Here is a 22363-nt window from a genome sequence, read left to right as displayed (position 1 = left end):
ACCAGTGCTTTTTCCGTTATCCGATGCCTGCCGTCAAAGCCTTGTCCGGGCCGAGATTCTGAGGATAAAGTCAGTTTCAGAAATTTCTCACACTCTGCTTCCGGGACGTGTGTCCCGCGGAAGGGTGGGCTCCCACATGAAAAAGCACTTGGCGGTTATGGCCGCCGCCATGGGATTGGGCCTGGTCTCGGCCTGCGGCGGCGGCTCGGGGGGCGGGGCCGCGACCACGGGGTCCGGCGCGGACGGCGTGCTGAAGTTCGGCGCCGTCCTGGCGGACACGACCCTGGACCCGGACCTCATCCCCGTACGGCAGATGGTGGTCTACACCCAGCCGTTGTACGACTCGCTCACCTACCTCGCGCCGGATCACAGCATCCAGCCGATGCTCGCCACCAAGTGGGAGACCGGTGAGGACGACAAGGGTCCCTATCTGGACATGACCCTGCGCGAGGGGCTGACCTTCCCCGACGGGACCGCGTTCACCCCCAAGACCGTCATCGCCAACGTGCAGCGCTCGCAGACGCTGAAGCAGAGCACCAACGCGGCCGAGCTGGCCGGCGTGACCGTCGAGGAGTCCGGGCCGTCGATGGTGCGGTTCCGTCACGAGGCCGGTGTGGGAGACCTTCCGCGCACGCTCGCCGGACCCGCCGGGATGATGATCTCCGACAAGGCCGTCGCCGACGGCACGGATCTGACGCGGCAGTCGGTGGGCATCGGCCCCTTCACCCTGCAGACCGTGCAGCCGAACCGGGTCGTCTACAAGAGGAACCCGAAGTACTGGGACTCCCAGGCGGCGGCCAGCGAGACGCTGGAGCTCAACTACCTGACCGACGACGCGAAGCTGAACGCCATCCGCACCGGCGACCTGGACGTCACGGTCATCCCGGAGCAGATGGCCAAGGCCGCGCAGGACGCCGGCTACAAGGTGGACCGCGCCTACGGCACGGAGAACTTCTCCTTCTCCTTCAACACCGAGACGAAACCGTTCGACGACCCCCGCGTCCGGGAAGCGGTCAACCTGGCGGTGGACCGCCAGGCGGTCTGCACGGGGCTGTTCCAGGGCCAGTGCGAGCCGACCGGCCAGTTCTTCGCCGCCGGCACCACCCAGTACGACAAGGAATTCGGCCTCAAGGCGGTGCCGTACGACCTGGACAAGGCCAAGAAGCTGATCCAGGAGGCGGGAGCGACGGGGGCGAGCGTGGAGATCGTCACCGTCGCAGGCAACCAGATCATGGAGCAGCTCGCCTCCGTGGTGCAGGAGCAGATGAACAGCATCGGGCTGAAGGCCTCCGTCAGCCCGGTCGCGCCGCCCCAGGTGGTCGGCAAGTTCACCGCCGAGAAGAGCGTCGCGATGGCGGTCGGGGCCAGCGGCAACACCTTTGATCCCTCCGCCACCGTCGCCCGGTACGTCCTGCCGAAGGGGCTGTACAACCCCGGCGGCTACACCAACGACGAGGTGGTGAAGCTGGCCGCCGAGGCCGTGCGGGAGACCGACCAGGCCAAGCGCGACGAGATCTACAAGAAGCTCTCGGTCGCCGTCATGGACGGATTCCAGATGGTGCCCATCCTGAGCGTCAAGTCCGGCTACGCGGTGTCGCCCGCGGTCACCGGCTGGCAGAACCCCTGGTCCCAAGCCTTCCCGACGTTCCGCGGCGTCAAGGGCTGACCGGGTGCGTCCGATGTCCGGGGGGAGTCGTCCGGTCCGCCGGACGGCTCCCGCCGATTCCCGGAGGTCTCCCCGATGTTTACGCTGATTCTCAGGCAGGCCGCGCTACGGGTCCTCGCGGCTGTCCCGACCCTCATCGTGGTGACCGCCTGCACCTACGTCATGCTCTTCGCCATCGGCGATCCGGCGGCCGTGGTCGCCGGCGAGTCCGCCACTCCCGAGCAGGTGGCGCAGGTCCGCTACAGCCTGGGACTGGACCGGCCTGTCATGACGCAGTACCTCGACTGGCTGGGGAACGCGGTCCGGGGCGACTTCGGGGAGTCCCTGCACAGCAGGGGCGCGGTGCTGGGCCTGATCGGCCAGTACCTGCCGCCGACACTCCTGCTGTCCTTCCTGGCGTTGACCGTGGCGGTTCTCGCCTCCGTACTGATGGGGAGCGCCGTCGGGTCGCGGCCCGGCGGGCTGGTGGACCGGGGTCTCGGCGCCGTCGCGGTGCTGGGCATCGCGGTCCCCAACTTCCTCGTCGGCTACGTGCTCATCCTGGTGTTCTCACTGTGGTTCCGGTGGTTCCCCGCCGGAGGCTACCGGGATCCGGCGGAGGTGGGCTGGGGGACCGCGCTGCAGTTCCTAGCACTGCCGGCCGCGTCGCTGGCGCTGGGCCTGATGTGCGTCCAGATGCGCACCTTCCGGGCCTCGCTCATCAAGGAGTACGAGGGCGACTACGTCCGGACCGCGCGGATGAAGGGCGTCTCCCCGGGCGGTGTCTTCTTCCGGCACGTCGCCCGCAACGCCTCCGCGCCCTGGGTCACCGTCATCGGCCTCGAGGTCGGGGTGCTCATCACCGGCGCGCTGCTGGTGGAGTCGGTGTTCGCGATCCCGGGCATCGGCACCCTCACCCTGGAGGCCGTCCAGGGCCAGGACTTCCCCGTGGTGCAGGCACTGGTCGCTCTGTGCGCCCTGGTCATCCTGGCGGCCAACCTGATCACCGATCTCATCGCGCTCTGGCTAAATCCCGCGTCGAGGGGGCTGTCATGACCGAGGTGGTGGCCACCGGACGGTCCCGTTCCGCCGGCCGGCTCGCCGGCCTGGGCGTCACCCGGGCGTTCGCCCTCGGGTTCGTGCTCGTCTGCCTCGCCGTGTCCCTGGCCGTGCCGTTCCTGCCGCTCGGAGATCCCAACCAGCAGCACCTGGGCGACACCCTGGCCTCGTACTCGGCCGAGCACCTGTTCGGCACCGACCAGCTGGGGCGCGACCTGCTCACCCGGCTGCTGTGGGGCACGCGCACGTCGCTGTTCGCCGCGCTGACGGCGATCGCCGTCGCCACCGCCGTCGGCCTTCCCTTCGGGATGCTGGCCGGATACCGCCGAGGCTGGATCGAGGCGGTCACCGGACGGCTCGCGGACGTGATCCTGACCGTCCCGGCGCTGGTGCTGCTGCTCACCGTGCATGCCGCGCTCCGTACGGGGATCACCGGGCAGATGGTGACGTTGGGAGTGGTCTTCGCCCCGCGGATCTACCGGGTGGTGCGCACGGAGACCGTCAAGGTCGCCACCCTGCCGTACCTGATGGCGGGCCGGATGTCGGGCTGCTCGCACACCCGGATCCTGGCGCGGTACCTGCTTCCCGGGATCAGGGCACAGGTGCTCGTTCAGGTGAGCTACCTGCTGGGGCTCTCCCTCCTGATCGAGGCCGGCATCAGCTTCCTGGGAGTGGGCGTGGAGTCCCCGAACGCGAGCCTCGGCACCATGCTCTCGGGCGCGGCGACCATGCTGGCCTCCGCCCCCCGGGTCGTGCTCATCCCGGCCGCCGTGCTGTCCCTGTTGATCCTGAGCCTGAACGTGATCGGCGATATCGAGAGCAAGGGGGAGCGCCGTGGCTGACGCGCAGACCATGCTCAGGGTGACCGGCCTCACCGTCGAACTGGACCGCCGGCGCGAGAGCGCGCCGCTCGTCACGGACGTCTCCTTCACGATCCGGCACGGCGAGATGGTGGGCATGGTCGGCGAGTCCGGCTCCGGCAAGAGCCTGACCGCCTCGGCGGTCGCGGGGATGCTGCCGCGCGGGGTGCGGCTCACCGGCGGCGCCGTCGAGATCGGCGGCGACGCGTCCGGCCCGGCCACGGGCCGCGCCGCGCCGCGTCACGGGGTGGCGATGGTCTTCCAGAACCCCATGACGAGCCTGAACCCGTCCATGCGGGTGGGAGACCAGGTGGCCGAGGCGATCCGGCTGCGCAGGCCCGGGACGTCCCGGCGCGAGGCCCGGCGCGAGGCGGTGGAGTTGCTCGATCGCGTCGAGATCACCCGGCCCGCCGAGCGGGCCCGCCAGTATCCGTTCGAGTTCTCCGGCGGGATGCGGCAACGGGTGATGATCGCCATCGCGGTCGCCGGCGAACCGTCCGTCCTCGTGGCGGACGAGCCCACCACCGCCCTGGACGTGACCGTGCAGCGCGGGGTGATGGACCTCCTCGACCGGCTCCGCCGCGATCTGGGGCTCGCCGTTCTGCTCGTATCCCACGACCTCGCGCTGGTCGGGGAACGCTGCGACCGCCTGCTGGTGATGTATGCCGGGGAGTTGGTGGAGTCGGGCGCGACCGCGGATGTGCTCCGGCGGCCAGCGCACCCGTACGTGCGGGCGTTGAAGCAGTGCACTCCGGAGCACGCGTTGGCGGCAGGCTCGTTGCGTCCGCTGCCGGGACGGGTGCCGCAGGCGGGGGAGGTGCGGTCGGGATGCCGGTTCGCGCCGCGATGCGCACTGCGGACCAAGGAGTGCGATAGGGAACACCCGGTGCTTGAGGTCCGGGCGGCCGGGCGTCTCGTCCGGTGCCACCACGCGGATCGGCGCGGATCGGAGGGGTAGGGACGATGGCGGAGTTGCTCGTCGAGGTCGAGTCGGTGACCAAGACCTACCGGCTGGGGGGACGGTTCGGCAGGACGCCGACCGTCGCGGTCGGCGGTGTGAGCGTGGGGATCGCGGGGGGTGAGTCCGTGGGCGTGGTCGGCGAGTCGGGCTCGGGGAAGTCCACCCTGGCCGGCATCATCTGCGGCCTCACCCGGCCCGACTCGGGAACGGTGCGCGTCGCCGGCCGGGACGTGTACGCGCGCCGTGGGCTGGACCGGAACGTCTGGCGGACGATCCAGATGGTCTTCCAGGATCCGTACACGTCGCTCAACCCGGCCATGAGCGTCACGGAGATCGTGGCCGAGCCGCTGCGCCTCTGGCACGGCCTGGGCCGCGGGGACGCCGACCGGCGCGCGCTGGCACTGCTGGACCGGGTGGGGCTGTCATCGGGAGCGGCGCGGAGCAGGCCGGGCAGCCTGTCCGGCGGGCAGCGGCAGCGCGCGTCGATCGCCCGCGCCCTGGCCGCCTCCCCGTCCCTGGTCGTCCTGGACGAGTCGGTGTCGGCCCTCGACGTCTCCGTACAGGCGCAGATCCTGCAGCTCCTGCTCGACCTCAAACAGGAGAACGACCTGGCCTACATGCTGATCAGTCACGACATCAGCGTCATCCGGCTGGTCTGCGACCGGATTCTCGTCATGAACAGGGGCGAGGTGGTGGAGGAGCTGCCGTCGGCCGGCCTCACGGAGGAGGCGGCGCGGCATCCCTACACTCGCCGCCTGCTGTCGGCCGTCCCCAAGACGGCCGTCGACCCCGGCGAAGGCGCCTGACCCGTCCGCGCGGTCCGCCCGGTGCGCGACCTCGGCCGGAACACTCCGGTGAGGCCGCGCGCCGGGCCGCCGGTCATCCCATCGCCTCCGGGCGCAGCCGCGGCTCGCGGGCGGGCGCGAGATGCGCGTAGAGGTCGGCCACGAGCGCGGCGCGCACCTCGGCGACCGCCGGGTCGTCCCACAGGTTGACCCACTGATGCGGGTCGTCCTCCAGGTTGTACAGCTCACCCTCGGTGCCGTCGTACACGATCTCCCGATCCGGCGCGACCATGCCGAAACTCGCGTACCGCTCCGCCTTCGGCATGCCGTACTCGTGGTCGGTCGGCTCGTACGCGGTGCACAGCCAGCCGTCCTTCACGATCGTCCTGAATCGGTAGCCGGTGTCGAGCTGGCTGTCCCACTCGATGATCGCGCGTTCCCGCCCGGCGCCCGCCGCGGTGGGCAGCGGAGCCCCCTGCATCCACTCGGGAACCGGGACGCCGGCGATCCGGCAGAACGTCGGCGCCAGGTCGACCTGCCCCACGGGCTCGGGTACCACCGCGGGCGGAAACCCCGCGGAACCGGCCGGTCGCCAGATCAGTGGCAGCCGGAGCAGGGCGTCGACGTGGTAGGGCCCCTTGAACAGCAGCCCCAGCTCGCCCTGGAACTCGCCGTGGTCGGTGGTGACGATGACGTCCGTGTCGTCGCCCCATCCGCGCCGCTCGATCGCGTCGATCACGCGCCCGAACGCCTCGTCCAGCATCTCGTTCTTCGCGTGGATCAGGGCGTTGATCTCGCGGATCTGGTCGTGGGTCAGGTCGGCCGGGACGAAGTCGCCGGGAGCGCCGTCGACGTTGGGGACCGATCCGTCGTACCAGGCGAGCCAGTGGGCGGGCCGGCCGGCGAGGATCTCGCGTATGCGCTCGTCCGAGCCCGGGTGCCCGGCGGGAAGGTCCAGCTCGCGCCAGTCCACCCGCTTGGCCTCGGAGGCCGGCAGGTCCCAGGGGTGGTGCGGGTCAGGGAAGCTCATCCAGCAGAACCAGTCGTCGTCGTCCGACAGCGAGTCGAGCCACGCGATCACCCGATCGGCCACCCAGTCGGTGTGGTAGTGCTCGCGGGGGATCGGGTTGGGCGCGACACCCGGGGCGCCGGTGTCGCCGCCGGGCGCGCTGGAGAAGGTCCGGAGGAAGCCGCCGGTCTCGTCGGGGTACCGCTCCCGCAGCCAGTTCGCGTAGTGCGAGGCGCCGAAGGTGCCGTGGCCCGCGAACTCCACGTGCTCGAAGCCCCGATAGGGCCCGTGCTCGTCGGCGAGCGCGAGCCGGTTCTGCTCGTAGCGGCCGGTGGGGTCGGCGATCGGCTCGAAGTGGACCTTGCCGATGAGCGCGGTCCGGTAGCCGGCGTCGGCCAGCACCTGAGCGACGCTGGGCGCGTCCTGCGGCAGCGGGACTCCGTTGGCGATCGCGCCGTGCGTCCGCGGGTACTGCCCGGTGAGCATGGTGGACCTGGCCGGGGTGCACACGGCGTTCGCGCAGTAGGCCCGTTCGAACCGGATGCCCTCCGCGGCCAGTCCGTCGGTCACCGGCGTTCGGGCGATCTTCCCTCCATTGCACCCGTACGCGTCGTAGCGCTGCTGATCAGTGGTGATGAAGAGAATCTTGCGCCCCATGTTGCCGCCCTCCGGTCTCACGCCGGCACGCTTCGCCTGGAGCGGGTCGCGACGGCGGTAGCACAAAACTGATACTAATATCAGAATCATAAACCTGATGGCGGGCGGTGACCAGCCGTCGCCACTGCGGGATCGGGGCTGTGGGAGATCGCCTGTGCCTCCGCACAGTCGGCCCGGGCCCGTTGGCGCGCCGCCGACGCACATCGGGACGTATATCGGCAAGTTCGGCCCTCCCGGTCCCGATCTCCGGCTGGCCGGTCTGTGTGACGCCGGCGATGAAGGCGACTTCCGGAGGGGTCTCGAGCGCGTCGGCCTTGGATCCACCCTCAACAGAAGCGATCTGGAGGCGCTCGGATTCTTCGTGTGCGTGGCCGACCTGGAAGACGAGCTGATCCGCGCCCTCGGCGCCGCCGCGGTCGAGCGCGTCGTCGATTCCGAGGGCGAGCTCAGCTCATTTCGTACACGCCAAAAGCAACCCACATGGCGCGGGCGCAGCACTCATGACCAGCTGCGCCGGTTCATGGGAGCAGGCGGCGGCCGAAAGATCCGCTACTCAGGGCGGCTTGAAATGGGTCAAGCCTCTTGAGGAAGTTTCAGAGTGACGCTCTCGCCGTCACGGGCGGCGACCCCAGATAACGGCCGTCCGGGTCCCGTGCCCGTGCGCGGGTACGTCACGTGACTGATCCCCGGAGTCGGGAAACCGAGGGTCACCAGTACCGGCGATGCCTGTCCAGGTGAGGGGTGGCGGTGGAAAAGGCCGAGCGTCGAAACGGACGTCCCGATGAGCAGGATCACAAAGCGGGCGGGGCGCGGCGCGCTGCGGAAGGTGCCGACGACGGTGGCGAGGCCGAACCGCCGCCCCTACTCCCGCCGGCACAGCACATCACGCATCGGCCCCTCCCATCCGTACCGGCGCGGTCCCCAAGGGGGATTCTCCCGCGCCAGGCGCATCACCAGGTCCCGGACCTCCCCGCTTGTCTGGGGGACGACGCCGCCTCGCCTCCGGCCCCACCAGCCGGCCGAACCACCCGAGCACATCGGATGCTCGCCTGCGCCGCCGGCTCAGGCCGCCGCAGGTCAAGCGCCTGCCATGACTTCTGAAGCGGTACAGGGTTCGTCGACCGGATCCATCACCGCCTCGTCCGCATGGAAGCGGGCTTCCGCCTTTCTTCTCGGCGGTCAATCCGACGAGCCGGTTGCTTCCAGCATGGGCACGAGGAACTGCCGGGCCACCGCGGACAGCTGCTCATCGTCGTCGAGGTCGACGACGAGACTGGGGATCGCCAGAAAGGAGGCAGAGACTCGAACCATCAGTTCGGCCACGAGATCGGTGTCCATGTCGCTCGACACGTTGCCCGCGCGTTGCTCGCTGCGGAGCTGGCCCGCGACGAACCGCCGTACGGTGGCGAGGGTCCGGCCGCCGTCGCTGATCATGGAGGGCACGAGCAGGTCCGGTTCCGCGGCGATCAGACCGCCGATCAGCGGGTTGCTCCGGATCGCGCGCAACGAGCTCACGAAGCCCAGAACCACCCGGTCGGCGGCGGTGTCGGCTTGCTCTATATCGATGAGGAACTGATCGAAATACCGGCGGAACTCACGGCGTACCACGTGTTCGACCAGCACGTCCTTCGTGGCGAACCGCCGGTAGACCGTGATCCGTGAAACCCCCGCCCGCCGGGCCACGTCTTCCACGGTGGACCGTCGGATGCCCATCCGGCAGAACTGCTCATACGCCGCATCGAGTATGCGCGCCCGGGTCTCGTCCATGTCGTCGACGCGTTCGACGGCATCGAGGTATGCGCGCTCCAACAACGACTCCGAGTCCGAAGGCGCCATGAGTGCGGACAACGCAGATTCCACGATCACCTCCTGTGAGTCATCTGCCCGGTTCGCCCTAACAGGCGCTTTTGTGGGTCTTGTGAGAAACGTAACAGTGTGCTGTCATTGCGACGATACACGGAGGCAGCCCCTGTGTCACCGTATCAACGCGTGTGCTCGGCCTCGACAAGGAGGAGGAACGAAAGCATGGGCGAAGTCAGCAGGCGCAACATGTTGAAGGCGGGCGGGGCGCTGGGCGCGCTCGGTGCGCTCGGCATCGCGGCACCCGCGCAGGCGCGCGTACCGTGGACGTGGTCGGCCAGCGGTTCGGTGGCGGGCGCGGGAGCGGGCGTCGATCCGCGGTGGGTGTGGGACGAGGAGGCCGACCCGCTGGTCGCCTCGCTGATCGACCGGGGAGACGTGCCCAAGGTCAATCCGCTGCTGCGGACCTGGACCACGAACGGTCAGCCGTTGCCGGCCGGACTGCCGGCGGACCTGCGGGACTTCATGGAGCGAGCCCGCCAGATGCCCTCGTGGGTCGACAGGGGCAAGCTCGCCACCGCGGTCCAGTTCAACAACAAGCGGGGTCTCTACCTCGGCGTGCTGTACGGCTTCGCCAGCGGCATGATCAGCACGGCCATCCCCAAGGAGGCGCGCGCGGTCTACTACTCGCAGGGCGGTGCGGACATGAAGGAGCGCGTCTCCAAGACCGCCAAGCTCGGGTACGACATCGGGACCGCGAACGCCTACGACGCCGACGGCGAAATGATCGTGACCTGCGTCAAGACCCGGCTGATCCATGCGGCCGTCCGTCACCTGCTGCCGAAGTCCCCGTACTGGAAGAATTCCGCCGACGAGGAGATCCCGATCAGCCAGGCGGACATGATGGTCACCTGGCACAGCCTGCCCACGACCGTCATGAAGACCCTGCAGGCGTGGAAGGTGCCGCTCCCCGCCAACGAGTCCGACGCATTCCTGCACTCGTGGCAGGTGGCCGGGCACATGCTCGGGATCAAGGACGAGTACATCCCCGCGTCGTGGAGCGAGGCCAACTCCCAGGCCAAGCAGGTCCTGGACCCGGTGCTGGCCCCGACGCCCGAGGGCATCAAGCTGGCCGACATCCTCCTCAAACTCGGCTCCGGCATCGACGGCGGCCTCATCACCAAGGACATCCTCGCCGCGTTCACGCGCTTCCTGCTCGGCGACAAGATCGGCGACTGGATGAAGATCCCCAAGGAGCCGTTCTGGGAAGGGATCCTCGACACGCTCTGGGGGCCGTTCATCGCCGTCCGCGAAGGCCTGCTCAAGGTGTTCCCCGGGACGCAGAACATCTACTGGCTCTTCGAGGAGCTCCTTCGCCAGGTGCTCCTGGTCTACCTGTCCGAAGCACGGAAGATCAGCATCGAGATTCCGTTGTCCAACAACCCGAACTACTGATCAGGACCCCTGAGCCAGACCCACGGCCGAGGCGATGAGCACCGCTGTGAATTCCGGGGCCCGAGACCTGGCGGAGTCCGGGCCCCAGGATCTCCGTTCCGCCCTACCGAGCTCGCAAAGCACCAGAGCTTTTCGGTGGCGGCGCTGTGGCTGGTCCGATATCGATGAGGAGCCGGCCGGGATACCGAGGTCCGGCCGGGAGCCGCGAAGCGACAGCCGTTTCTATGGGTGTTTCGCATTCTTGTCGAGATACAAGTAAACCTAATACGTATCAACGTATCATTAGCTTTCGCAACTCACGAGGAGCCCGGAATGGCGGAGCTGAGTAGGCGCAAGATTCTGATTTCAGGCAGGGCCCTGGGGACGCTCGGAGCGCTGGGGGTGGCGTTCCCGGCTCGGGCGATGCCCTGGACCTGGGCGCCGAGCGGTTCGGTCGCCGGCGCCGGCGCCGGCGTCGATCCGCGGTGGGTGTGGGACGAGGAAGCCGACCCGCTGGTCGCCTCGCTGCTCGATCGCGGCGCCGTGCCCGAGGTCAACCGTCTGCTGTGGGGCTGGAACCGTAATGACCAGCCCCTGCCCGAAGGGCTGCCGGCGGATCTGCGGGACTTCATGGAGCGAGCCCGTCAGCTGCCCTCGTGGGCGGACCGGGGCAAGCTGGAGCTCGCGGCCCAGTTCAACAAGTCCCGAGGGTTCTACCTCAACCTGCTCAACGGCGTGGGTGGCGGCATGCTGAGCACCGCCATTCCCAAGGAGGCCATCGCGGTCTACTACTCCAAGGGTGGCGCGGACATGGAAGACCGCGTCGCCAAGACCAGCCTCCTGGGATTCGCCGTCGGCGACCTGAACGCCTACCGGCCCGACGGCACCTGCATCGTTCAGGCCGTGAAGACCCGGCTGGTGCACGCGGCGGTGCGGCACCTGCTGCCGCAGTCCCCGTACTGGGGGCAGGTCTCCGGCGAGGAGATTCCGATCAGCCAGGAAGACATGCTGGTCACCTGGCACACCCTGCCGACCTACGCGATGCGCAAGATGCGCGAGTGGAATGTCCCGATCAAGACCGCCGAGTCGGAGGCGTACCTGCACGTGTGGCAGGTGACCGCGCACATGCTCGGCATCAGGGACGAATACATCCCCGCCACCTGGGCGGCGGCCAACGCGCAGTCGGACCAGATCCTGCCCCGGAACATGGGACCGACGCCCGAGGGGGTGAAGCTGACCGACATCCTGCTGGACCAGCTCGCCGAGCAGACCAGCCTCGGCACCAGGGCCAGCCGGTCCCTGTGCAACGCGCTCGCCCGGCACCTGGTCGGCGACCAGGTCGCGGGCTGGGACGATATCCCGCGCGAGCCGGTGTGGGACGCGGCGATCAAGACCGCCTGGCCGCTTCTGGTGAAGTTCCGCGAGGGTCTCATTCCGCTGCCGCTGGTCCCCGAGGTCGCCTGGGTCATCGACGAAGCCCTGCGGAAGTACATCCTGTTCTATCTCACGAAGGGCCAGGAGACCAAGATCGAAATCCCTGCTGTCAACCGTCCGAACCCGAGCTGAGCGATGACGGAAACCCATGGTGGCGGGCTGCTGGACGAGGCCATCGGGCGGCGGCGGTTCCTCGGGTACGTGGTGGCGGCTCCGACCCTGGTTGCCGCCGCCAACCTCGTCCCGACGCCGGCGCCGGCAAGCGTCCAGCTGCCTTCACCGGAAATCACCGACATACTCGACCTCAGCGACATGATGACCCTGGCGGCGCTGCCGACCTCGGGCCTGATCACGGTCGAGGTCAACCGGGACGGCACGGTGTCGTTCGCGTTGCCGCGGGCCGAGGTGGGGCAGGGCATCACCACCTCGACTGCCATGCTGATCGCCGAGGAGATGTCCGTTCCGCTGGACCGGGTGCGTGTCACGCTGGCCGACGCCCGGCCGGAACTGGTGTTCAACCAGCTCACCGGAGGGTCGAACACGACCATCGCGACCTACACCCCGATCCGGGTCGCCGCCGCCATCGCCAGGTCCCGGCTGATGGCGGCCGCGGCGATTGAACTCCGTTCGGCGGTCTCCGACCTGACGCTGAAGGCCGGAGTGATCACCGATCGCTCCGGCCGCAGCATCGACATCGGCGCGCTCACCGAGAAGGCCGCGAGCGCGCAGACCCAGCAGGTGTCGGTGCAGCTCACGCCGCGCGAGAACTTCACCGTCATCGGCAGGCCGCACAACCGCATCGACGCGCTGGACGCGGTGACCGGACGCAAGAAGTTCACGATGGACCTCGACGTCCCGGGCGCGAAACCGACGATGGTGTGCCGCCCGCCGACCATCAACGGCAAAGTCGGCTCGGTGGCCAATCTCGCCGAGGTCCGTGCCATGCCGGGCGTCACCGACGTCGTGACGATCTCCACCGGGGTGGCGGTGCGCGCCGAGACCTTCGGCCAGTGCATCGACGCCGTACGCGCCCTGAAGGTCTCCTGGAAGGCCGGTACCGCGGAAGGAAAGTCCGACGCGACCGTGCTCCGGGAACTGGAAGCCGCGGAGCTGCCGCTCGGGCTCAGGCCGCCGACTCCGATCGTCGAAGGCAAGTTCACCTTCTACTTCCGCAGCAACAGCGCGCTGGAAACCAACTGCGCGATCGCGGACGTGCGGGCCGACCGGGCTGAGATCTGGTCGGGGTTGAAGTCGCCGATCGTCGCCCAGGAGGCCATCGCGGCCAAGCTGGGGCTGCCGGTCGGCAAGGTCACCGTGCACGTCGTCGAGGGCGGTGGTTCCTTCGGGCGCAAGCTGTTCTTCGACGCCGCGCTGGAAGCCGCCGAGGTGTCCCAGAAGACCGGCAAGCCGGTCAAGCTCATGTGGCACCGCGCCGACGACTCCCGCCAGGGCCGCACCCACCCGATGGCCACCTCGCGGGTACGCGTCGCCTACCTCGGCGCCACCGTGCTGAGCTACAGTCAGCGGCACACCAGCGTCTCCACGGACCTCGGCCACGGGCTCGGCGAGATCATCACCGCCATGGCCGCGAAGCTCCCGGTGGGCGACATCGGGTTCTCCGAGACGTTCTTCCAGCTCAGCCAGTCGATGCCCTACAACTTCGGCAGCAACAGCCGGTTGCTGAGCGAAACGGACAAGAGCTTCAACACCGGCAGCATGCGTAACGTCTACTCGCCTGACGTCACCTGCGCCCGGGAGCTCATCGTCGACCAGCTCGCCGCGAAGATGGGCAAGGACCCCTACCGGTTCCGGCGTGACTTCCTCAGCGACGACCGCGCCCGGGCGGTGCTGGCGAAGGTGGCCGAGGCCGGCGGCTGGGGGCGGTCGATGCCGGCCGGCACCGCGCAGGGCATCGCGTTCCACAGCGAGTACAAGTCCGTCAGCGCCGCGCTGGTGGAGATCGACTGCCGGCCCGAGACCGTCAACCGTCCCATCCGCGACGGCGTGGCCGGACCACGCGTCACCAAGGCCGTGTTCGCCGTGGACGTCGGCCTCGCCGTCAACCCGCGGGGTCTGGAGGCGCAGATGATGGGCTGCATCATGGACGGCATCGCGCTGGCCCTGACCTCCAGCCTGCACCTGCGCGACGGGTACTTCCTCGAAGCGAGCTGGGACAACTACTTCTACACCCGGCAGTGGAACACTCCGCCCGAACTCCAGATCATCGTCATGCCCAGCACCTCCGAGAAGCCCGGCGGCGCCGGGGAGCTGGGCGTCGCCGCGTCTATGGCGGCGGTCGCCTGTGCGTACGGCCGCGCGACCGGAAAGATGCCCACCAGCTTCCCGATCAACCACGGCACGCTCTCCTTCACCCCCAAACCGACTGTTCCCCCCATTCCCGAATCGCCGACCGACGGCCTGAGCTATGCCCGCTGAAAAAGGAGATGTGAGTGCCTGAACACACGTTCCGCGTCAACGGCGAGCAGGTCACGGTCAACGTCGCCGACGACGTGCGACTGCTGTGGGTGCTGCGCGACATCCTCGGCATCACCGGGCCGAAGTACGGCTGCGGCATCAACGTCTGCAAGGCCTGCACCAGCCATATCAACGGCAAAGCATTCAACCCCTGCGCGGTCCCCGTCGCGGACCTCCAGCCGACCGACGAGGTCACGACCATCGAGGGACTTCCGGCCACGGTCGGCAAGGACCTGCACCCCATGCAGCAGGCGTGGCTCGACCACGACGTCGCCCAGTGCGGCTACTGCCAGCCCGGCCAGATCATGGCCGCCGTGGCGCTGGTCCGTCGTGTCGCCGCCGAAGGCCGCGCGATCACCGACGCCGACCTCGACGGCATCCGCAACATCTGCCGCTGCGGCACCTACTTCCGCATCCGTGAAGCCATCAGGGCTGGCGCCGAGAACATGTGAGGCGCATCGTGCGGTGGGAGTGCCTACCCGGAGACCAGAGGTCCTGGACTCCGGCGCCGGCAAGATGCTCGGCACGCTGGCCACCCGCCGTCACCAGGTCGTCCGCAGCGCTCCTGCCTTCAGGCCGGAGCACTGCGGACTTTCTCGCGTAGCGCGGTGGCTCGTCGCCGCCACGAGCGCGCTCTGGTGGAGCCGATGGCGGCCGACCTGTCAGCCGGCCGCGTTCACGGTCCCGCGAATCGATCGTGCCCTTGAGCGGGCGTGGCCTGGACGTCACCGGCCCGAGTCTGGTCGTGTTCGTCCCACTCACGGGTCGGCACTGTCAGAGTCCGTAGGCCTTACCGATGATCTCGCGCTGGATCTCGCTCGTACCTCCGTAGACCGTGGACACCACCGTGGATCGCAGCAGGCGTTCCATGCCGTACTCCGTGGCGTAGCCGTAGCCGCCCATCATCTGCATGCCGTCCAGCGCCATGGCCTTGGCGAACTCCGAAGCCTTCAGCTTGGCCATCGACGCCTCGCGCGGCAGCTGCCGCGCCGGGTCGGCCTCGACCCGCCGTGCCACGTCGTGCACCAGCAGCCGGGTGCACTCCAGTTCGGTGGCGTGGTCGGCGAGCCGGTGCCGCAGCGCCTGGAAGCTGCCGATCGGCCGGCCGAACTGCCGGCGTTCCCGCACGTAGGACACCGCGTCGTCGAACGCCCTGCGCCCGGCCCCGAGCATGAGACCGGCAATGATCAGGCGCTCCTGGTTCAGTCCCGCCATCAGCTGGCGCCAGGCCTGGTCGACCTGGCCGACCACCGCGTCGTCAGGCAGGAAGCAGTCGGTGAAATACAGGTCGTTGACCTCGCGGCCGCCCATCGTGTCGATGCCGCGCACCGTGAGCCCGTCGATGCCGGCCGGTACGGAGAACATCGTGAGCCCGTCGTGCTTGTCACCCGTCGTGGAGGTGCGGGCGACGAGCAGGATGTGCTCAGCCAGGTGCGCGTTGGAGCACCACGTCTTCTGCCCGTTGATCACCCACCCGCCGTCACGCCGTTCGGCCCTGCAGTTCAGCGCGCCGACGTCCGAACCGGCACCGGGCTCGGACATCGACACCGCCAGCACCTTGCCGCTCACGAAGTCGCCGAGCACGCGGCGCTTCTGCTCCTCGCTGCCGAACTTCTCGTACGAGGCGGCGGTGATCGCGGACGTGGCGAAGCCGCCGATCGGGGCCTGCCAGTAGGAGGTCGTCTCCAGGAACAGGAGCAGGTCGACGATGCTCTGACCGGCGCCGCCGTACTCCTCCGGCACGGCGACCCCCAGCCAGCCGAGCTCGGCCATCTTCCGGTACAGCTCGGCGTTGTGCGGTGAGCTGCCGCCGTCGGTCAGCTTGAGCCACTGCTCGCGAGTCCCCGCCTCGCGCCGGCAGAGGTCTTCGATCGCGGCCACGAAGTCGCGCCGCTCGTCGGTCAAGGTCAAGATCACGACCCTTCCGTGTAGAGTTTCTCGATCTCGTCGGCGTAGCGCTGCTCGATCACGCGCCGCCGCAGCTTCAGTGACGGAGTGAGCTGTCCGCTCTCCGGGCGCCACGCGTGGTCGAGCACGCGGAACGCCTTCACCTGTTCCGGCCGGGACAAGGCCGCGTTCGCCTGCCGGACGGCGGCGGCCAGTTCCTCAAGCACGCGGGACTCCGCGGCCAGCTCCTTCAACTCCACAGCGGCCAGGCCGTGGGCCGCGGCCCAAACGGGCGCGGCTTCCTCGTCCAGCGCCAATAACGCCGTCAGGTACGGGCGACGGTCCCCCACCACCGTGGCGTAGCCGATCAAGGGGTGCGTCCGCAGCAGCGACTCGACCGCGCTCGGTGCGATGTTCTTGCCGCTCGAAGTGATGATCATCTCCTTCTTGCGGTCGACGATCCGCAGCAGTCCGCGTTCGTCGAACCTGCCGATGTCACCGGTCGACAGCCAGCCGTCCGCGTCCACCACCGTCTGGATCCGCCCGTCGGGCTGCAGGTAGCCCAGGAACACCAGCGGACCGCGCACCTGGACCTCGCCGTCCTCGGCGAGCCGGACCTCCATCCCGGGCATGGGCAGGCCGACCGTGCCGGGCTGGTAGTTGTCGGAGAACGTGCTGGTGGCCGCGCCCGTGGTCTCGCTGAGGCCCCAGACCTCCATGATCGTCAGGCCGAGGCTGCCGAAGAACTCCAGCACCTGGGCCGGAATGGGCGCGGCGCCACTGCCCGGCCGAACCGCTTCGGCGAGTCCGATCCGTTCCCGCAGCGGGCGCAGAATCTCGTCCGCGCGTGTCAGCGCCTCGGCGAGCTCGTCGGGCAGCGGGTCACCGGTGGCACGGATCCGGTACGCCTCAGCGGCTACCTCCCGTGCGTGGCCGACCGCGGCACGGCGGTCCTCGTCCAGGCCGGACAGCATGTGCTGCACCCCGGCCGCGAACTTCTCCCAGATGCGTGGCACGCCGAAGAACCCGTGCGGCCGCACCCTGATCAACGTGGCGAGCAGCTGGGTGGAGTCGGAGCAGATCGTCACGTGTCCGGCCGTGTAGATCGGCAGATAGATACCGAGCACCCGCTCGGCGATGTGGGCGAGCGGCAGGTAGGCGACCGTCCTGGGATGCGCGGGGCCCGGCTGGACCAGCTCCTGGAGCGCGCACTGGTAGAGCACGTTGCGGTGCGACAGCACCACGCCCTTCGGATCGCCGGTCGTGCCCGAGGTGTAGATCATCGCTACCGGATCGTCCTGGCCGGTCTCGGCGGCCGGCGCGGCATGCCCCGCCGCCAGCAGATCGGCGTAGCGCGTGTGCCGGCCCTCCGGGCCCTCGACGACGACGACCTTGACCGCGGGCATCTCGGCGAGCGCCGACGTCCAGCGGGCCAGCTCGGCGGGACCTTCCAGCACCACCACGGTCGCCGCGCTGTGCACGGCGACCTGCCGGATCTGCTCGGGGCTCAATGTCGCGTAGGTCGTGCACGGGATCGCGCCGAGTTCGACCGCGGCGAGGTCGACGACCCAGTGCTCCGGGCGGCTGGACATGCCGATGAGCATCCGGTCGCCGCGTCGCAGTCCCAGCGCCCGCAGCCCGTTCGCCACGGACAGCACCTGGTCGTACAGCTCCCGCCAGGTCCAGGTGCGCCCGTCGGCTCCGGTCAGGGCGGGCAGGCCTCCGTACTCGTCGGCATTGCGCCGCAGCAGTCCTGGCACCGTGTGCGCCCCCACTGCGGCGCGCACGTCCTCCTCCGTGACCATCCATCGCTCCCTCCGCCGGGCATTGAGCGCATCCATCAGAACCCGAACATCGTTCTACTGTCAAGACATCCGAATCCCCACTCACTTATTTTTCTGTTTCAGCAGCTCAACGGCATTTTATGAGATGAAAGTCTGCGATTATGGAGCCACTACGCGACCGCTACACTCGGTTCATGCCGACAAGCCAGCGCCGACGGTCGAAGGATCGCAAGCAGGCCATCGCCCTCGTCGCCGCAGAGCTGTTCTGCGCCCGCGGCTATCACAATGTCGGCATCGAGGACATCGCCCACGAAGTCGGCATCACCGGCCCGGCGATCTACCGGCACTTCCCGACCAAGCAGGCCGTCCTCGCCGCGGCCGTCCAGGAACTGGTCACCCGCTTCGGGGAGTGCGTCCGCTCCGGCGCTCATCTGGATGTTCCCCACGACCGCCTGCACACCGCTCTGCGGGCGTTGGTGCGCTACACCCTGGACAGGCGCACCGTGGCGCGGCTCTACCAGTGGGAGGGCCGCTATCTCCGCGCCGAGCAACAGGCGGTGTTCGCCGCATCCTTCGACGGCGCCGTGCACACGCTCCGCGAGTTGCTGCTGGACCTTCGGCCCGAACTGGCCAGACACGATGCCGCGCTCCTGACGGTCGCGGCACTGAGTGTGATCGCGAGCCCCTCCACCCACCGCGCGAGCCTGTCCAGAACCAAGGCCGAACGCGCGATTCTCGACTGTGTCACCGCCGTGATCGCCGCCGACCTGCCCGCACCGCGGCAGAAACGCTCACGGCATCGTCGCCCGGACCAGTTCACGCTGCTGCCCCGCCGGGAGCGGCTGCTGGCCGAGGCGATACGGCTGTTCCACGAGCGCGGCTACCACCAGGTGAGCATCTCCGACATCGGCCAGGCCGCCGGGATCAACGCCTCCAGTGTGTACACGCATTTCGCGAGCAAGGCCGAGCTGCTGGCCGCCGCCTACTACCGTGCCACCAGCCGTCTGGAGCACACCGTGGCCGCGGAGCTGGCCGATGCGAGCACGCCGGCGCAGGCCCTGGGCCGGCTGATCGACGCCTACGTCGAGATCACCTTCGACCAGGCCGACCTGGCCGCGGTCTACCTCTCGGAGAGCGAGAACCTGGCTCCGGCCGACCTTCGGCGGCTGCGAGCCGCGCAGCGGCGGCACGTCGAGACCTGGGTCGGCCTGGTCGCCGAGGTGAGTCCGGGGGAGGAACCGTCCGAGACCCGCTTCCGTACGCATGCGGCACTGAACGTCGTGACCGACCTCGCCCGCTCCTCCGACCCATCGGTGACCGAGGAGAGAACCGCCGCCCTGCTCGGGCAGATGCTGGGACTGCCCGATCGCAGCCGGCCGCCGTTTTTCGCCGGCTGACGGCGAGCCTCAGATCCGCCGCCGGACGCCAGTGATCATCACCACTCGGCCGTCGAGCCGAAACGCATCGAGCGGATCGGTCATCGTACGGCCTCATCCTGTTCCTGGTACCGCACGGTCGCCAGGGCGATGTCGACGTACCTCATGGCCATGGTCTGGGGGTCGATGGAACCATCGGGACGGTACCAGCCGGCGATGCCCTGGCACATGGAGAGGATCGCCCGGCTGCATTCGTCGGGATACCGAGTGCGGAAGACCTTCTGCCGCACTCCGGTATCGATCGCGGCCCGCAGTTCTCGCTCAAGCTCGTCACGCCGGGAGACGTACTCGGCCCGATTCCCCGGGGTGAGACTCCGGCGCTCGGAGTCGAGGAACGCCAGGTCACGGTGGTGGGCCATGTACAGGGCGATGGCCTCCACCAGCGCGCTGAGACGGTCCACGCAGCTCGCGCCGGCCTCCTCGAGGGCCGCCCGGGCGTGGGTCAGGACGATCCGCATCGCACGATCGAGAAGCTCTCGCAACATGGCTTGTTTGTTCTCGAAGTGATAGTAGAGCGCCGGCACCGTGACGCCGACACGGCTCGCGATCTTGCGAACCGTCGTCCCCTCGTAGCCGTGTTCGACGATCTCGGCCAGCGCCGCGGAGAGGATCGGTGACAGCTCGAGGGGCGGGTAGGCCCGCCAGTCGAATGCGTCTTCGGTCACCGGCATCCCCGCCTCTTTCCCGCCCAGGTCTGTGCCGGTAGCGGGAACGAGTTTAAAGCGGCCCGCGAGGGGTTAGCAAGCGCTCGCTAAGCGTGTCCGGCGGGCACTCGGCGCGGCGAGTGGTTGCGTTCGGTCGCTCGGCAGCCTAACTTAGCGATCGCTAACTAAATTGGCCCAAGGGGGTCGATATGGAGGTCCACGGGAAGCAGGCGCTGGTGACCCGAGGCGCGTCCGGGCTCGGGCCGGCGACGGTGGAGGCACTCGTTGCAGCCGGCGCCCGGGAACCCAGGTTGCCGCACCCGAGTCGCCTGGGTCATCCGGCGGAGTTTGCCCGGCTGGTCGCAGCGATCGTGGCCACCCCGATGCTGAACGGCGAGACCATCCGCCTCGATGGCGCCATTCGAATGGCTCCGCGTTGAGAGGCCCCGCGAGAGAAGGAGGAGGTCATGCGCGACGCGGTCATCGTCGACATCGTCCGGACGCCCTCGGGCAAGGGCAAGCCCGGGGGAGCGCTGTCCGCAGTACATCCGGTCGAACTGCTCGCCACTGTGCTCCGCTCCCTGGAGTTGCGCAACGACCTCGACCGGGCACGGGTCGACGACGTCATCACCGGCTGCGTGGGCCAGGCCGGCCAGCAGGCACTCAACATCGGCCGTCAGGGGGTGCTCGCTGCGGGCTGGCCGGAGTCGGTGCCGGCCACGACGGTCGACCGGCAGTGCGGATCCAGTCAGCAGGCCGTCCACTTCGCCGCTCAGGGCGTGATGGCCGGCGCCTACGACATCGTGGTGGCCGCCGGCGTGGAGTCGATGAGCCGGGTTCGGATGGGCGTCGCCGCCATGGGCGAGGACCCGTACGGACCGTCGATCACCCGCCGCTACCCCGAGGGGCTGGTGAACCAGGGGGTCTCCGCGGAGCTGATAGCGCGCAAGTGGGGACTATCGCGTGAGCGGCTCGACGAGTACGCCGCCAGGTCCCATCGGCTCGCGGCCGAGACCGCCGCGGCGGGTGGGTTCGACAACGAGATCGTTCCGGTGTGGACCGGCGACGGCGGCTGGTTCTGCGCCGACGAGACGATCCGTCCGACGACGACTCCGGACGGCCTCGCGGCGCTGCGTCCATCGTTCGACACATCGGATATGCGCGACCGGTTCCCGGACCTGGACTGGCGGATCACCGCGGGCAACTCCTCGCCCCTGACCGACGGGGCCTCCGCCGCATTGATCATGGGCGAGGACGTCGCCGGGAGGCTCGGCCTGCGGGCGCGGGCCCGCTTCCACGCGTTCGCGGTGACCGGTGACGACCCGTTGCTCATGCTCACCGCGCCGATCCCGGCCACCCAGCAGGTGCTCAAACGGGCCGGGCTGGACATCGGCGCGATCGACGCCTACGAGGTGAACGAGGCCTTCGCCCCGGTGCCGCTGGCCTGGCTGGCCGAACTCGGCGGTGACCTCGACAAACTCAACCCTCGCGGAGGCGCGATCGCCCTGGGCCACCCGCTCGGCGCGTCCGGCATACGTCTGATGGGCACTCTGCTGAACCACCTCGAAGCCACCGGCGGCCGCTACGGTCTGCAGACCATGTGTGAGGGCGGCGGTCTCGCGAACGCCACCGTCATCGAGCGACTCTGACCCACGACAGCAGGCATGAGAAAGGGCCTCCGGGCACGGCGCCCGCTCTTCGACGAAGACCACGAAGCATTTTCACGGCCCGCTGACCTCGGCGTGGAGCCGGTCATGACTGACCGCCGTCGACCCCTGATCGCGTCAGTCTTGGCGGTTGATGAGGATGGGTGCGTTGCCCTGCTCGTCACGTGACGAGCAGGGCAACTGGCGCAACGAAGCATTCACTCAGAGCCGGCCGTGGGGTGAGGCACGGTTGCGCGTTCTCACCCTGAGCCTGCCGGCGTTACTTGCTCCAATTCTCCCCGAGGGCCTTACCAGGGATCGGCTTGCCGATGAGAGCGACGGGGATGAAGAAGCAGATCTGGCCGATCGCCAAGGTGAGCGTCCACAACGCCTTGTCGTCGTAGTGGGCGGATGCCTTGGCGTACAGCTCGTCGGAGACGCGCTCCCCGGACGGGTTCGGGGTGAGGACGGCCTCCACGAGCTCCAGCGCGACCCGCTCGGCATCGGTGAAGTAGGGGGCGTCCCGCCATGACGCCACGGCGGTGATGCGCTCCTCCGTTTCCCCGGCCGCGCGGAGGTCGCCGGCTTGCCGGACGGTGTGGTAGGTGCTGCCGACGATCTGCCCGGCGCGGAGCTGCACCAGGCCGATGGTGGTCCGCGGAATCGAACCGTTCCCGATGGCCTTGGCCATGCCTCCGGCGATTGCCGCCACCTCGGGGAAGAACTGGGTGGGGTCGGGCAGACGCGACCGCAGGTCGTCCTGCGTGGTCGTCGTGGGTGTGGACATCGCGAAGTCTTCCCTTCTGAATCTCAGCGGTGTTCTGAGGCCTCGGTAGTCCGACGACGC

Annotated in this window: 18 protein-coding genes; 12 read left to right on the top strand and 6 right to left on the bottom strand. The window is 69.0% G+C overall.

What is annotated here, in order from left to right; all coding sequences use genetic code 11:
- The first annotated feature begins 136 nt into the window (after positions 1–136).
- The 5 genes from ACQEVJ_RS27425 (at position 137) to ACQEVJ_RS27405 (ending at position 5331) form a co-directional block, all read left to right on the top strand.
- Entirely contained in the window at positions 137–1666 is a 1530-nt protein-coding gene (locus tag ACQEVJ_RS27425) for an ABC transporter substrate-binding protein (RefSeq protein ID WP_433105851.1), read from the top strand.
- 75 nt (positions 1667–1741) lie between these two features.
- On the top strand, positions 1742–2701 hold the full coding sequence (locus tag ACQEVJ_RS27420) for an ABC transporter permease (RefSeq protein ID WP_433105849.1): 960 nt from the start codon (positions 1742–1744) through the stop codon (positions 2699–2701).
- Positions 2698–3546: an ABC transporter permease gene (locus tag ACQEVJ_RS27415; protein ID WP_433105847.1), complete on the top strand. Its 849-nt coding sequence runs from the start codon at positions 2698–2700 to the stop codon at positions 3544–3546. Before ACQEVJ_RS27420 ends, ACQEVJ_RS27415 begins: the two co-directional genes overlap by 4 nt.
- The gene (locus ACQEVJ_RS27410; protein ID WP_433105845.1) at positions 3539–4522 is read left to right on the top strand and encodes an ABC transporter ATP-binding protein; all 984 of its coding nucleotides are present in this window, start codon (positions 3539–3541) and stop codon (positions 4520–4522) included. Before ACQEVJ_RS27415 ends, ACQEVJ_RS27410 begins: the two co-directional genes overlap by 8 nt.
- A gap of 5 nt (positions 4523–4527) precedes the next feature.
- Positions 4528–5331 carry an ABC transporter ATP-binding protein gene (locus ACQEVJ_RS27405; protein ID WP_433105843.1) on the top strand — a complete coding sequence of 268 codons (804 nt, stop codon included), beginning with the start codon at positions 4528–4530 and terminating at the stop codon, positions 5329–5331.
- Positions 5332–5404: 73 nt separating this feature from the next.
- Here the strand turns inward: ACQEVJ_RS27405 and ACQEVJ_RS27400 are convergent, their stop codons facing one another.
- Entirely contained in the window at positions 5405–6997 is a 1593-nt protein-coding gene (locus tag ACQEVJ_RS27400) for a sulfatase family protein (protein WP_433105841.1), read from the bottom strand.
- A gap of 133 nt (positions 6998–7130) precedes the next feature.
- On the opposite strand from ACQEVJ_RS27400, the gene ACQEVJ_RS27395 reads away from it, so the two are divergent.
- Complete coding sequence (locus tag ACQEVJ_RS27395; RefSeq protein WP_433105839.1) at positions 7131–7562, top strand: hypothetical protein; 432 nt, start codon at positions 7131–7133, stop codon at positions 7560–7562.
- 593 nt (positions 7563–8155) lie between these two features.
- On the opposite strand, the gene ACQEVJ_RS27390 is transcribed toward ACQEVJ_RS27395, so the two are convergent.
- On the bottom strand, positions 8156–8812 hold the full coding sequence (locus ACQEVJ_RS27390; protein WP_433113008.1) for a TetR/AcrR family transcriptional regulator: 657 nt from the start codon (positions 8810–8812) through the stop codon (positions 8156–8158).
- Between the two features lie 189 nt (positions 8813–9001).
- On the opposite strand from ACQEVJ_RS27390, the gene ACQEVJ_RS27385 reads away from it, so the two are divergent.
- From ACQEVJ_RS27385 to ACQEVJ_RS27370, 4 genes are all read left to right on the top strand, one after another.
- Complete coding sequence (locus tag ACQEVJ_RS27385; RefSeq protein ID WP_433105837.1) at positions 9002–10231, top strand: oxygenase MpaB family protein; 1230 nt, start codon at positions 9002–9004, stop codon at positions 10229–10231.
- Positions 10232–10543: 312 nt separating this feature from the next.
- Positions 10544–11776 (top strand): oxygenase MpaB family protein, encoded by a 1233-nt coding sequence (locus ACQEVJ_RS27380; RefSeq protein ID WP_433105835.1) that lies wholly within the window; start codon positions 10544–10546, stop codon positions 11774–11776.
- A gap of 3 nt (positions 11777–11779) precedes the next feature.
- A complete protein-coding gene (locus tag ACQEVJ_RS27375) occupies positions 11780–14080 on the top strand; it encodes a molybdopterin cofactor-binding domain-containing protein (protein WP_433105833.1) in 2301 nt (766 codons plus the stop codon).
- Positions 14081–14094: 14 nt separating this feature from the next.
- Positions 14095–14571, top strand: coding sequence for a (2Fe-2S)-binding protein (locus ACQEVJ_RS27370; RefSeq protein ID WP_433105831.1), 477 nt, complete (start codon positions 14095–14097; stop codon positions 14569–14571).
- Between the two features lie 322 nt (positions 14572–14893).
- On the opposite strand, the gene ACQEVJ_RS27365 is transcribed toward ACQEVJ_RS27370, so the two are convergent.
- The gene (locus ACQEVJ_RS27365; RefSeq protein WP_433105829.1) at positions 14894–16036 is read right to left on the bottom strand and encodes an acyl-CoA dehydrogenase family protein; all 1143 of its coding nucleotides are present in this window, start codon (positions 16034–16036) and stop codon (positions 14894–14896) included.
- Positions 16033–17811, bottom strand: coding sequence for an AMP-dependent synthetase/ligase (locus tag ACQEVJ_RS27360; protein ID WP_433105828.1), 1779 nt, complete (start codon positions 17809–17811; stop codon positions 16033–16035). The genes ACQEVJ_RS27365 and ACQEVJ_RS27360 overlap by 4 nt, the downstream gene beginning before the upstream one ends.
- Positions 17812–17984: 173 nt before the next feature.
- On the opposite strand from ACQEVJ_RS27360, the gene ACQEVJ_RS27355 reads away from it, so the two are divergent.
- Positions 17985–19187 carry a TetR/AcrR family transcriptional regulator gene (locus ACQEVJ_RS27355; RefSeq protein ID WP_433105826.1) on the top strand — a complete coding sequence of 401 codons (1203 nt, stop codon included), beginning with the start codon at positions 17985–17987 and terminating at the stop codon, positions 19185–19187.
- An 80-nt stretch (positions 19188–19267) separates the two neighbouring features.
- Here the strand turns inward: ACQEVJ_RS27355 and ACQEVJ_RS27350 are convergent, their stop codons facing one another.
- Positions 19268–19891, bottom strand: a complete 624-nt coding sequence (locus tag ACQEVJ_RS27350) for a TetR/AcrR family transcriptional regulator (protein WP_433105824.1) — start codon at positions 19889–19891, stop codon at positions 19268–19270.
- 446 nt (positions 19892–20337) lie between these two features.
- On the opposite strand from ACQEVJ_RS27350, the gene ACQEVJ_RS27345 reads away from it, so the two are divergent.
- Positions 20338–21519 carry a thiolase family protein gene (locus ACQEVJ_RS27345; protein ID WP_433105822.1) on the top strand — a complete coding sequence of 394 codons (1182 nt, stop codon included), beginning with the start codon at positions 20338–20340 and terminating at the stop codon, positions 21517–21519.
- A gap of 277 nt (positions 21520–21796) precedes the next feature.
- On the opposite strand, the gene ACQEVJ_RS27340 is transcribed toward ACQEVJ_RS27345, so the two are convergent.
- Positions 21797–22303 (bottom strand): carboxymuconolactone decarboxylase family protein, encoded by a 507-nt coding sequence (locus ACQEVJ_RS27340; protein WP_433105820.1) that lies wholly within the window; start codon positions 22301–22303, stop codon positions 21797–21799.
- Between the last annotated feature and the right edge of the window lie 60 nt (positions 22304–22363).

Source organism: Microbispora sp. CA-102843 (genome assembly GCF_050936215.1).
Lineage (GTDB): Bacteria > Actinomycetota > Actinomycetes > Streptosporangiales > Streptosporangiaceae > Microbispora.
This window is presented reverse-complemented; position numbering and strand designations above follow the sequence as displayed.